At 62.8% G+C, this 11,929-nt stretch carries 15 protein-coding genes; 6 read left to right on the top strand and 9 right to left on the bottom strand.

The window, feature by feature from the left end:
- Positions 1–18: 18 nt before the first annotated feature.
- The gene (locus tag QWI75_RS18100; protein WP_289270406.1) at positions 19–474 is read left to right on the top strand and encodes a pyridoxamine 5'-phosphate oxidase family protein; all 456 of its coding nucleotides are present in this window, start codon (positions 19–21) and stop codon (positions 472–474) included.
- Between the two features lie 3 nt (positions 475–477).
- Positions 478–1,866, top strand: a complete 1,389-nt coding sequence (locus QWI75_RS18105; protein WP_289270409.1) for a GAF domain-containing protein — start codon at positions 478–480, stop codon at positions 1,864–1,866.
- A 6-nt stretch (positions 1,867–1,872) separates the two neighbouring features.
- Here QWI75_RS18105 and QWI75_RS18110 read toward each other — a convergent pair whose 3' ends face one another.
- From QWI75_RS18110 to QWI75_RS18140, 7 genes are all read right to left on the bottom strand, one after another.
- Positions 1,873–2,334 carry a hypothetical protein gene (locus tag QWI75_RS18110; RefSeq protein ID WP_289270411.1) on the bottom strand — a complete coding sequence of 154 codons (462 nt, stop codon included), beginning with the start codon at positions 2,332–2,334 and terminating at the stop codon, positions 1,873–1,875.
- Positions 2,335–2,483: 149 nt separating this feature from the next.
- Positions 2,484–2,852 carry a PilZ domain-containing protein gene (locus QWI75_RS18115; protein WP_289270412.1) on the bottom strand — a complete coding sequence of 123 codons (369 nt, stop codon included), beginning with the start codon at positions 2,850–2,852 and terminating at the stop codon, positions 2,484–2,486.
- A gap of 290 nt (positions 2,853–3,142) precedes the next feature.
- Entirely contained in the window at positions 3,143–4,093 is a 951-nt protein-coding gene (locus tag QWI75_RS18120) for an IS110 family RNA-guided transposase (RefSeq protein ID WP_289266904.1), read from the bottom strand.
- Between the two features lie 251 nt (positions 4,094–4,344).
- The gene (locus QWI75_RS18125) at positions 4,345–5,088 is read right to left on the bottom strand and encodes a transporter (RefSeq protein WP_289270414.1); all 744 of its coding nucleotides are present in this window, start codon (positions 5,086–5,088) and stop codon (positions 4,345–4,347) included.
- Positions 5,089–5,138: 50 nt separating this feature from the next.
- Positions 5,139–6,188, bottom strand: coding sequence for a hypothetical protein (locus tag QWI75_RS18130; protein WP_289270417.1), 1,050 nt, complete (start codon positions 6,186–6,188; stop codon positions 5,139–5,141).
- A 70-nt stretch (positions 6,189–6,258) separates the two neighbouring features.
- On the bottom strand, positions 6,259–6,813 hold the full coding sequence (locus QWI75_RS18135) for a DUF4396 domain-containing protein (protein WP_289270419.1): 555 nt from the start codon (positions 6,811–6,813) through the stop codon (positions 6,259–6,261).
- A gap of 142 nt (positions 6,814–6,955) precedes the next feature.
- Positions 6,956–7,606: an RNA polymerase sigma factor gene (locus tag QWI75_RS18140; protein WP_289270421.1), complete on the bottom strand. Its 651-nt coding sequence runs from the start codon at positions 7,604–7,606 to the stop codon at positions 6,956–6,958.
- Between the two features lie 116 nt (positions 7,607–7,722).
- Here QWI75_RS18140 and QWI75_RS18145 point away from each other — a divergent pair, with 116 nt between their 5' ends.
- The 3 genes from QWI75_RS18145 to QWI75_RS18155 all read left to right on the top strand — a co-directional run bounded on the left by QWI75_RS18145 (position 7,723) and on the right by QWI75_RS18155 (position 9,666).
- The gene (locus QWI75_RS18145; protein WP_289270423.1) at positions 7,723–8,268 is read left to right on the top strand and encodes a Mut7-C RNAse domain-containing protein; all 546 of its coding nucleotides are present in this window, start codon (positions 7,723–7,725) and stop codon (positions 8,266–8,268) included.
- Positions 8,265–8,954 carry a deoxyribonuclease V gene (nfi, locus tag QWI75_RS18150; protein WP_289270426.1) on the top strand — a complete coding sequence of 230 codons (690 nt, stop codon included), beginning with the start codon at positions 8,265–8,267 and terminating at the stop codon, positions 8,952–8,954. The genes QWI75_RS18145 and nfi overlap by 4 nt, the downstream gene beginning before the upstream one ends.
- 103 nt (positions 8,955–9,057) lie before the next feature.
- Positions 9,058–9,666, top strand: a complete 609-nt coding sequence (locus QWI75_RS18155; protein ID WP_289270428.1) for a Slp family lipoprotein — start codon at positions 9,058–9,060, stop codon at positions 9,664–9,666.
- Positions 9,667–9,800: 134 nt separating this feature from the next.
- Here QWI75_RS18155 and QWI75_RS18160 read toward each other — a convergent pair whose 3' ends face one another.
- Complete coding sequence (locus QWI75_RS18160; RefSeq protein WP_289270430.1) at positions 9,801–10,235, bottom strand: DUF3568 family protein; 435 nt, start codon at positions 10,233–10,235, stop codon at positions 9,801–9,803.
- Between the two features lie 142 nt (positions 10,236–10,377).
- Here QWI75_RS18160 and QWI75_RS18165 point away from each other — a divergent pair, with 142 nt between their 5' ends.
- Positions 10,378–11,181, top strand: a complete 804-nt coding sequence (locus tag QWI75_RS18165) for a ribonuclease H-like domain-containing protein (protein WP_289270431.1) — start codon at positions 10,378–10,380, stop codon at positions 11,179–11,181.
- A gap of 35 nt (positions 11,182–11,216) precedes the next feature.
- On the opposite strand, the gene QWI75_RS18170 is transcribed toward QWI75_RS18165, so the two are convergent.
- A complete protein-coding gene (locus QWI75_RS18170; protein ID WP_289270434.1) occupies positions 11,217–11,633 on the bottom strand; it encodes a hypothetical protein in 417 nt (138 codons plus the stop codon).
- Positions 11,634–11,929: the final 296 nt, after the last annotated feature.

Here is an 11,929-nt window from a genome sequence, read left to right on the forward strand (position 1 = left end):
AGGCTGGCTCGACCGACGATGATTCCCCAACTTCTGCGTGATCTGTTGGAGACCGGCGTCTCGGTCATGGTCGGCACCCGCGATCACGCCCTCATGCCCGAATGCACGAGGGCATGGGGCATCAAGGTGGAGCCGGATGCCGCGTCCGTCACCGTCTTCCTGACTGAAACAATCTCGCGGAGAACGCTCGCCAACCTCCGGGAGAACGGCCGCATCGCGATCACCTGCACCAGACCCAGCGACCACACCGCCTGCCAACTGAAGGGCACTGTCCGGCTTATTCGTCCGGCCGACCCGCGTGACGAGACACCACGCAGCCGATGGAAGCGCGAGTTTTTCAGCGAACTCGTGGCCGTCGGCGTCCCGGCCGAGCTCTGCGAGGCCCTGATCACCGACCCGGTGCTCGCCGTCGAAGTCGATGTGCAGGAGTCATTCGGCCAGACGCCGGGGCCCGGCGCGGGAGACAGGGCGTAATCGATGGGGGCCGATACGCCGTCGCTTGAATCCTTGTGGCCCTGTTTTCAGGGCATGATCCCCGCCGCGATCAGCACCTGTTCGCGCGACGGCATTCCGAACATCAGTTTCGTCAGCCAGGTCTACTATGTCGATGCGTCCCACGTGGCCATCTCGTTTCAGTTTTTCAACAAGACCCACCGTAACATTTCCGAGCACCCCTACGCCTGCATCATGTTCATGGATCCCCGCACGTTGCAGGCCTACCGGATGCGCCTCCATTACGAGCGGTCCGAATCCTCCGGACCGCTGTTCGAGTCCATGTCGCTCCAGCTTCAAGCCATCGCCTCGCACGTGGGCATGTCGGAGGTCTTTCGCCTGCGTGCCGCCGACGTCTACCGCGTGCTGGAGATCGAGCGGGTGGCAGGCTTTACCAGGCTGCCCGAGCCGCCTCCTTCCGAGCGCGCCGATCCGTTGTTCGTCAGCCACGAGCTGGCGGCCCTTCGCGTCATCGTCGAACGGATCAATCGCGCCGAACTGCTGGGAGACCTGTTGGACGGCACGCTTCAGTTGCTCGATGAGTTCTTCGGCTTCCGCCATGCGCTGATTCTGATCGCCGAGGACAAGACCCGGAAGCTGCTCACGATCGCGAGCCGCGGCTATCCGGCCAACGGGGTGGGGTCGGAGATCGGCTACGGAGAAGGACTGATCGGCACTGTCGCCCTCGCGAAGCGGGGCCTCAGGCTCGCGGGCCTGGACCACAGCCTCCGTTATGCGCGAGCCGCCCGTGATCGGGCGGACAGGCTCGCCGGGTTGGACCAGATAAGCCGGGAAATCCCGCTGCCAGGATTGCAGGCGGCCTGCAGCCAACTTGCGGTCCCGCTCCAGGCCCGCGGCCGGCTCGTGGGGGTGCTGGCGGTGGAAAGCCGGGACCCGGGGGCGTTTCAGGCAAAGGAAGAAACGTTGCTCGCGATCATCGGCGGGCAGTTGGCGGCCGGCATCGACCAACTCGGACGGGAGAGCGAAGAGGCTGCTCCCTTGGAGCCGGGACGACCGGGGCGCGCACAGGCATCTCCGACTGCCACAAGAATTCGGTCGTTCTGCTTCTTCCGGGAGGATGATTGTGTTTTCGTGGACGGTGAATACCTGATCCGGAACGTCCCGGGCCGCATTCTGTGGCGGATTTTGCGCCAATACCAGGACGAAGGCCGGACGGAGTTCACGAATCGGGCGCTGCGCATGGATGGGTGGCTGGGCCTGCCGGAATTGAAGGACAACCTCGAAAGCCGGCTGATTCTGCTGCGCAAACGTTTGGAGCAGAAGTGCCCCGACATCCGGCTTGTCCCGCGGGGACGAGGCCGATTTGCGCTCGAAACGGACGTGGCGATCGCCTTGTCGGAACGATCGAATTGACAGCGTTCATTCCCGCCGAGGGTTGGGCTCTGCCGAACGACGGCTGTTCGACAGTCGAGGCAAGGTGAGGGGGATAAACCATTTCGGCCTCAGGCGGCCGAAGTCCCTGCGGCGATGGGAACGCAGCGATCGGTTGGAATCGAGCACGACCGGGCCGTCAGGCCCGCGGTGGAACACGACCCAATGCCAGAAGGCCAGCCCCTTCGCGCGGTGCCACTTGATCGCTAGTAGCGCAACGCCCGGCAACGCCTCCCAGGATCGAAACGGCGCTTCGTTCTTGGCCAAGTGAATGTGGTACTGGGCCAGTAACCGGCGAACATGAGACTGGTCCGACCAGAGGAGCGGATCTGAGGCGCTGATGCCAAGTCGGAGCGCCGCCCTCCTGGCTTCTTGATAGGTGACGCCGGCCAACGTGGCCACGGCCGCGATCCCACAGCCCGTCCGTTCTTCCTGCGCCACCGGCTTCATACCGAGCCGAACCCTACGGCGACGGGCGTCACGGTTTCAAGAGCGTCCACTTTTCTTACGTCTGACGATTGACGTTTGACGGTTGACGATCCGCGGTGTCGGAACAGAAGTTCCTGGAAAGCAGCAGGAGCGGAGGCGGCGGAACGGGATTACAGCTTGCCGGCAGGATGGTCTCTGACGAACTTTCTGATGCGGTCTTGAACGGCGGGTCGGATCGAAAAAAATTCGACTCCGAACGTGTCCCCAGAAACCCAGCGCACGATGGCGCCGTCGATCCTGATCGGCCAGGGATGGTCGGTCAGGAACAACGAGAGCTTCAGTTCCATCCCCACCTCGACCGGACTGCTCGACTCGGCCCGACAGCCACCCGCGGAGAGATCGAGCACCCGCGCCTCGGCCTCGAAGTCGTTCGCTCCGAAGAGGAACAGGCGGCATTCGATCGGCACGCGGCGGCCACGACGCTCTTTGGGTTCCGCTTTCGAGGCGGGAACGGGATTCCGATTCACCGGCTGGTTCATCACGGCCACCCTGGTCGCGGATGAGAAACGTATGTCGGCACCAGTCTATCGGAAGTGAGGTTCCCTCGATATTCATTTCGTTGTTTCAACCAGCCTTCCCGCTTGACGATTGACGCCTGACGGACGACGGCCGGCGATGCCCTAGCCGGTTGCGGGAAAACTGCTTTCGATCCCTCAAATTGCCACAGATAGGCGGGGTCTGAGACGACAGTTATACGCCGTACAGGATGCTCAAAAAGGCCGTCCAGCGCGGCCGCAACGAGCGAGGAGGCGAGCAACTGTCTTGAATGTCAAGCTCTCCGTGCAGCGGCCGGTTGCCATGGAGTCCCATGATGTACCATCGCATTGAGAATGGTCAGCAGCTTGCGCATCGCGGCGACCAGCGCGACCTTGGATGCTTTGCCGGCGGTACGCAGTCGCTGGTAGAACTGCCGGATGACGGGGTTCCAGCGCGTCGCCACCAAGGTCGCCATGTACAGCGCGGTGCGGACGGGGGCCCGCCCACCCCAGATGGTGCGTCGGCCGCGCAGCCGCCCACTGTCCCGATTGAAGGGCGCGACGCCCACCAAGGCCGCAATTTGCTTGCGATTCAGCAAGCCCAACTCCGGCAGCTCGGCCAAGACCGTGCGACTCATTACCGGTCCGATGCCGGGCACGCTCTGCAACAAATCTTCGCGTGCACGCCAGATGGGGCTCTCTTCAATCATGTCATCGAGGTCCTCGTCGAGCCGGGCCAGTTCGGTGCGCAACCAGCGCAGATGGGCTTCAATCCGCTTCCGCACGCGGGCTGGAGCTCGGTCCAACCGGTTCTGCTCGGCCCGCTGCATCGCCAGCACTTGGCGGCGTCGCGCCAACAGGGCCGCCAGTTCCGCGGTCTGCGGATCGGGGAGCGCCCGCACTTCCGGTTGGATGACCTCTGCGAAGCGGGCCAACACCTGCGCGTCCAGCGTATCGGTCTTCGCCAACCGGCCCGTCGCTTTGGCAAAGTCCCGGACCTGGCGCGGATTGACCGCGATCACGGGCAAGGCGGCGTCCACCAGCGCCCGCAGCAACGGCCGTTCCAAGCCCCCGGTGGCTTCCACGACAATCCGTATCGGCGATACCTGGCTCAGCCGTGCGATCACCGTGCTGATTCCCTGGGCATCATACGGGACGCTCAGCGGCGTGCCAGCCGGCCGCATGGCGACGTCCAGCTGCGCTTTCGAGATATCAATTCCGACACACACCGACGATGTCTGCATCGCCTCCTCCTTGGTGAAGCCCGTCCTTGTCTTGATGCGGGCTCGGTGGCCCAGGCAACTGTGCGGGCTTATGGAATAGGGAATGTGACGACCCGGCTCGGCCGCGGTCTCTTCGGACCGGAGGCGTATCGATCTGTCACATTCCGTATGTCTCATGTACCACAATTCCAAGATACAAGGCGTACGCTTTTCGGTACGTCGAGCCTCTGAACGACGCGAGAACAAAGCTGGCGGACTTTTTCAGCATCCTGCTAGAACCCCACCGAGACCCCCACCGTCCCCTGTAAGGCCGCCCGGTCGGCAGGGCCGAGGAATTCCGTTCCAATCCCGGCATCGAGCACAACGCGAGAGGTGAATTGATGCCGCACGCCCATTTCGATGCCTGTATGGTTCGACTGTCCTCGAAGATCGGATTGGCGCGTGTAGAGGCTCGCGATCACGGTCTCGCGAAACCGCATAGGATAACCGAACGGATAACTGACGGCCACGATGGCCCGATAGGTCCCCGGCCGCTCCTGGCCTTGCGGCGAGCCCAGCACCGTATAGCCGGCGTTGACGTGCAGGCGCCAGCGGTCGAACGAGCGGGTCATGATCCCGGTCATCTGCGTATCCACCCCGCGCGAGTTGACGCCGGTCGGCAGGTCCGCCTCCACGCGCACCGCGAAGGCCGGCAGCCTCAACGTCTCGGTGTTGAAGTTATAGAGCAGACCCAGGTGCAGGTCCCCGGATTTGTTGGCGCCGACCACGGTTTGCGGGTCCGTGAACAGATCGCCCTGAATTTCGATCTGCGTGTTGCGAAAGGCGCCGTAGATGATCTGCGGCTGAAAGGTCGCCTGTGTCCGGCCTCGGCGACGGTCGTTGAACCGGACGCCTCCTTCCACCCCCATCTCGCCCTCGGGGATGGCGTAGGCGTCTTCGATCGCGATCGGCCGATTCGGGTCGAGATTGTCATGGTCCAGCGCGAGCGCCGATTCACTGATCACGTTCATGGCCATCACACATCCGCCAACAGACAGAAAAAGGCCGACGATCCACCGATGCATGGTTACTGCACCTCGTGATGCTGGTGGGCGGGCTTCGAGGGCGCCGGTTGACCGGGAACGGACGGCGGGGCGCCGCTAGATGGCTGGACAGGAGGCATGGAATGCTGTTCATGCCCCTCTTGGACGATCATGGGGTTGGTCGCATCAGCGGAGGCGAGATAGTACGAATCCACGAGGCGATAGATCTCGGCCCGCTTGACCTCCCAGGTCGGGAGCAAGCCGCTCGCCAGGATGTCGCTGATGTTGTCGTGCAACATGTGGAGGTTGTCGAAGATATTCGCCACCTCCGGATAGCGGGCAGCGAATGAGGGGCTGTATTCGGCGGTCAAGGGCATGAAGGTCCAGTGCACCGGCGGCCGTTCCAGATAGCCCCGATAGGTGCTCAAGATCGGCCGGACCGCGCGCGTTTTCTCGTCGAGATTCGGGGCGGCCTGCAGCGGGTCATAGACCGCCACTTGCAGATAGTGATAGGACCAGATGGTGGCGTTGAACAGCGGGAAGCGCCGCCGGAACTCACCGGAGTACGGGAACGCATCCAGGCGGTGATGGTCCAACCGCCGTGCCGTCAGCGCATAGCGGCTGTCCTGATAATAGGCCAGAACCTTCCGGATCGCCGCCTCTTCCTCCCGGTCGGACAAGTCGGCCACCATGATGTCGTACGTCGCCCGATGCAATGCATGCGCTTCGTCGAAGGTATTCTGCGCGCGCCATGCGAGCTTCATGTAGGCCGGAGCGATCGCCTCCTCGTTGGGATTCAGCGTCGGCTTGGTCGCGATGAACGCCAGCGTCTCTTTGCGGGCCCGGTTCTCGATCGCGTCCACGTCCCGGCCTCCGGTCAGCAACAGGTTTTCGTAGAGATTGGCATGCCCGAAGTCCACGCCATTGAACTCGCTGTCCAACTCGGCCAAATCTTCCCGAAGGGCGAAGTTCCAGAGCGCCCGGTAGTAAAACCGTTTGTCGCGCGGCTCGAACTCCGAGCAGCCGGCGAACGCCCCGAGCCCGACCAGCAACAGAAGCGCGCCGGCGAACCATACAAGATTGGTTCTGTTCATACCGCTCCTTGACGGCGCGCCCGGTCGGATGCAGGGCGCGCCGGTATTTCGTTTGATTGAGAGGCTCGCTTCATTCATGCCCATGATGCGCATGCACCAAGGCATGGCCTTGACCGCGTGCGATCAACCAGCGGTTGACCGGAAAGGCTGTGGCCCCCGCTATAATCATGGAGAGCGCAAGGCTGCCCCAGAACAGGGGATCGCCCAGCCCGGCCTCCATTGCGCCGGGTATCGCCAGCATCAATCCATTATCCACGATCTCCATCGTGGTGATGGATAAGGTGTCCGACGCGAAGGCGAGCCCCAATGCCGTCGCCGGCGCAAGCCCGGCACGAAGCAGCGGCCAGAGCGTCATGGCATACCCAGTGGCAAAGGCCAACCCGACCGCCAAGGTCACGGTCTCCCAATTGCCCCAGCCCAAGGCCGTCCCGATCACCATTCCCACGACCTCGCCGATGGCGCAGCCTGTCAAGCAATGGACTGTCGCGGAGAAGGCCACCCGATTCAAGGAGGTCCTGTTGTCGACTTCCTCCCTTTGGTGATGATGGTGGTCATGCCTGTGGTCCTGATGGTGATGAAGTTCATGGTGAGACATGGCTGCCGGCGCCTGTTCTGTGGTGATCATCGTCTACCCTCCTGATCGTCGACCGGCGAAGGATTTCGCCTGTTCACCACTACAGACGGAAGAGGGTGTCGATTATTACAGTGCGGTGCGACCGCCCGCACGACGGGGGAAGCACGTGTGGGGCAAGCGCTCAGACCGCGGCTCACTCGCAGGTGCAATGAAGACAGCCGTGGGTCGTACAGATCCCGCAGGTCTCTTCCAGGCTTTCCTTCAGGGCCTGCCGGGCGCGATGGAGCCGGACCGTGAGGTTGTTCTGTGAAATGTTCAACTCCTCGGCGACCCGCTGAGAGGCTTCGCCGCCGAGATCAATGCGGCGGATCAATTCGGCATAGTTCGGCCTGAGCGTCGGCAACAGGCGAGAGAGGCAGGCGCAGACGGAGGGTTTCAGTTCGTCGAATGCCGGCTCCTGGTCCTCGCCGGCCTGGACAAGGTCACGCAAATAGGCGTCATCGCGGCGCGCTTCCGCATCGTGGGCTCGATAGTAGTCGATCACCGCATGGCGCAGAATCCGATAAAACCAGGGCACGACGCTTTCGTCGTGCTTGAGCGAATGGTAACGTTCGACCGCCCGAACCAGACTCTGCTGGAACAGATCCTCCGCAACCGTCTCGCTGCCAAGCCGCCGTCGCAGGAATCCCATGAACTCCGGCTGTTGGTCGAGGAGCCGCCGAACCGACAGCTCCGGCTGACGGTCTTGGGTTCGGGTCTCGTCCCCGTCTCTTCGCGTCTCTCGATCCTGCGAGGCTTCGGCCGTTTTCTTGCCGGGATCTTCTCTGTTGCCTTCCTTGGGCATGAACGACCTCCCGGCACAGCTTACCCGTCGTTCGTGCGGCCATTCAAGACAAGGCTCGACGAGATGCGCGAAGCCCGCGCCTACGGGATTTCGGACCGTCCAGGGTACAATGGCGCATGCCGCAGGAAGCTCCGTCCAACCAGGCCGATCATGCCGACGGCGCTGGCCACAACGACAGCTTCGCTCGGGCCTTTTTCGCCGACGCGATGCTCGGGCGCCTTGCGCGCTGGCTCCGGATGCTCGGCTACGATACGGCCTATGAGAAATTCATTGCCGACGATGAGTTGGCCGCGCGCGTCCTCGCCGAAGACCGATGGCTCCTGACCCGGGACCGCTATCTCGTCCGGCGGCGTGTACTTCGCGGGCGGCATACCTTGATCGCCGACGATCATGTCCAGGACCAGCTTCGGCAGCTACGCCGAGAACTCCATCTGCGTTTGTCGGTCGGAGATCAAACGGCCCATCGCTGCGCCGACTGCAATACCGCGCTCATTCCCATGTCGGCGGCGGAGGCTGCTCCGCTGATCCCGCCGGTTGTGGCATCCCAATACCCGACCTTCATGTGCTGCCCTACCTGCCGGCGCCTGTTCTGGCCTGGGACCCAGTGGACCTCGTTTCTCGATCGATTGGCCCGGATCAGGGACGGAGCTGCACGGCCATGAACGTCGGGCAGTTCCACTCCTGGACGGTCACCCCGCGCGAGGCGGTACGGATTCAAGAACAGATACGAGCCCTCGTGATCCCGCGGGGACGGACGCCTCGTCCGAAATTGGTCGCGGGAGCCGACGCCGCCTTCGATCTTCACGCTCGGCAGGTCTATGCGGCCGTCGTCGTGCTGGCCTATCCCGATCTCGAGGTCGTCGAGACGGCCGTATCACGCCATCGCCTGTCCTTTCCCTATGTTCCCGGTCTCCTGTCGTTTCGTGAAGCGCCGGCGCTCCTGCGCGCCTTCTCGAAACTTCGACATGAGCCCGATGTCGTGTTTATCGATGGGCACGGTCTGTCGCATCCCCGCGCGGCCGGCCTGGCCTGCCACATCGGCCTGTGCCTGGAGAAGCCGACGATCGGCTGCGCCAAGTCACGGTTGATCGGCGGCTATCGCGAGCCCGGGCCCAAGCGGGGAGCGACTTCCCCACTCCTCAGCCGCGACAAGAAGGTGATCGGCTCGGTCCTCCGCACCTGCGACAATGTGCGACCAGTGTTCGTCTCGGTCGGTCATCGCATCGGCCTCGCCCAAGCCGTCCGATTGACGCTCGCCTGTGGCAAGGGATACCGGGTTCCCGAACCGACGAGGCAGGCCGATATCCTGGCCGAACGAGCGAAACGGGAGGCGGCTGGTTCGGGATGACCTGTTGCATCCGATCCCCGGACCAGGGTATCAAGGAGGCCCTTGCCGCCACTTGAGGCAAGCAGAAACTTGTAGGGCCGACATAGATCCGATCATTATTGCCATGAACAAGCCGACCGCATCGTTGGCGCCAAGCCAATCGCTCGAGTTGAAATCGCCTCGCTTGGCCATTATTGCTTTCCTCTTCCTTGCTGTCTGTGCGACGGAAGGCTGCCGCCCTCCGGTTCCTCCACGATACCTCGCGCAGGCGGAAAAGGACGTGACCTTGACGGCGCTCATGGCCCATCCCGATCGGTATCGCGACAAGGTTGTGATGCTGGGCGGGGTGGTTGTGGAGGAGCGGCTGGATCAGGACCAGCTCTGGGTCCGGCTCAAGAATCGTCCGCTCGATGATACCTACCGCCCCCACCGTCCGGTGACGCAGGACAGTCCCGAGGCCGGCTACTTCTGGGTGACCGCGTCGAACCGGAGCCGGTTTTCCGGCCAGTATCGCCATTGGGCCCGCATCACGGTCGTCGGACGCGTCGTCGGCACCTGGTCTGCCTCGCCCCACGGGGCTTCCGGCAGCGAACCAGTCCTCTCGCTCCTGTACGCCAGAGGCTGGACCTCATCCGGCGCCAGTCATGACAATGCCTGGGAAATCTCGACGGACCCGAACGCAATCATGAACGTGCCGGCGGGGCTTGGCGGGGAATTTGGTCCTGCGCCATAGTCGTTGCGTCCTCTTCACCGCCTCCTCTCCCCGTGGAGGGCAAAGGAGAGAGGGTGAGAAGAGTATGGACGCAGAAAACGAGACGGAGGCCGAACAGGATTGGTTGCCAGCCAGGGGTATCTCACGGCGATGTCTTACGCGGACGACGGCAGGTGGCGCTTGATCGCCTCATGAATTTTTCTTGCCCGCACCTCGTCCCCGGTGAGCCCGACTCGAATGGTCAGGCTGGTGCGGCTCTCCGGAATAGATTCCAGATCAATCCAGACGTGTTTCCCGTCGGCGAATTCTGATTCGAGATGGGCCGACACCTTGTCGGCCTTGTCTTCTGACAATTTCAGATCCAAGTCCTTCATGGCCTCCACGGCCGCCGCGTGGACGGTAGGGACGTCGTGATTCACTTCATCCTTGAGCTTGCCCATCACGTACACGGCCCCGGCCACTCCGCCCGCCGCGCCGACCGCCAGCGCGACGCAGCCGGAGGCAAAGGCCCCCAACATCAGGCAGAGCACGAGATGACTCATCCAGGCAGGTGGCTTCAGTTCCGCCGATATCGTTCGACCTGACCGCATATCCGCTCCTTGGTTCGTTCGCGCTCGACAGCTCGCTCCCATTGTGCCTGCATCGAACGGCCTGATCAACCGGCAACCGCAACCCGGGTGGATGGAGGCCGCTCCATTCACGGCACGGTCATGGTACGATGGCGCAGACATCATGATTGCATCCACTTTTCTCTTCCTTCCCGGCATCGCCGCCGTGCGCGAGCGGCAATTGTGGTCGAGCGGCATCCTCACTTGGCAAACGTTCCTGGAGACCTGCCGGATTCCCCGTGTCAGCGGGACTTGGAAAACACACTATGATGAGCTGGTGAAGGCCGCGCAAGAGCAGTATGAAAGGGACAATCCACGTTGGTTTGCGCCGCGCCTCAAGACGCGCGAGCACTGGCGGCTGTATGAATGGCTCCGTCCACGTACCGTTTTCCTTGATATCGAGACTGCCGGCCCTTTCGGCGACGTGACCGTCGTCGGCCTGTTCGGACAGGGCCGGATGGTACAGCTCGTTCGCGGGGAGACCTTGACGGAGGCGCGGCTCGGCGAGCACCTTTCGCAATACGACCTGCTCGTCACGTTCAACGGCGCCGGCTTCGACTTGCCTTGCTTACGAAGCCAATTCCCGCGGCTCCCGCTTGATCACGCGCATCTGGATCTCCGTTTCGCAGGCCGCGCGCTCCAATGGAGAGGCGGGCTCAAACAGGTAGAACGGCAGGCCGGCATCGAACGGCCGGCTGGGATCGACGGGTTGGACGGGTGGGATGCCGTGCGCCTGTGGAATCAGTGGCGGCGCGGGCACGATCCGGCGGCGCTCGAACGGCTGTTGGCCTACAACGCCGCCGATTGCATCAACCTCGAGCCGCTGGCCGACCTCCTCTACTCCGGCCTGCGGGAACGATGCGGTCTCGACGGATTCTTCAATCATGAGCGTCCTGCTCTTCTCGGTGCGACATCCGGCGGCCTCTGACCGCTCGGATCGCCGTCCTCCTCCGAGCCTCCGGATCACCTCATCTCACCCGGGAACTGTCCGTACCAGGAATGACACAGGCAGGGCGCTCCCCTGACACCCGGCTGGATCAACGGACACCTACCCTGTCGCGTCACGCAGGTTGTCGCAACGGAAGTGGCGGCCACGGACGTGCGTGTAGCCGGTTGATAAGACGTCTGATCGCCGTCAGCAGACGGACGATTCCCGTTCTGATACCGTCTATCGAGTTCCCCCTGAATAATCGTGCGGGTTGCGTCTATCACTTCGTCGGGAATTTTAGAGCTCGTACAGGCTCTGTTGATGTCCTCAACGCTGAATCCGCCTTCTTTCATCTTGACCATCTCTTCGCTGCTGCACGTGCGGTAGGCCACGCAGGACGTGGACACGAACAGGATGCTCAGACAGGCAATCGTCGTCATCAAGCGTTTCATGGTCAACCTCCTCTTGGAGCGAGACCGGATCTTCCGCCTTGAGCCTGAATCTCCGATCGGTCATGCAACCACCCAGGGCATTATCCCTACTGTCACACGCTCCCATATGGAGCAAGGAGCACGCCGGATCACAATTTGGACGCATTAGGTGTAAACCGTTGAAACGTAGAGGAGCCGCTCAGGTGGGGACTGGCAGGTGTATCTCTTCCAATACGCCGCTGTATCCGTCAGTGCCTGACCCAAGGCGCCTCGTTCGAATGGGGCATGCCAGACCGCGAGAGGGGGCCGGTTCGGCG

This window comes from Nitrospira tepida (genome assembly GCF_947241125.1).
Taxonomy (GTDB): Bacteria; Nitrospirota; Nitrospiria; order Nitrospirales; family Nitrospiraceae; genus Nitrospira_G; species Nitrospira_G tepida.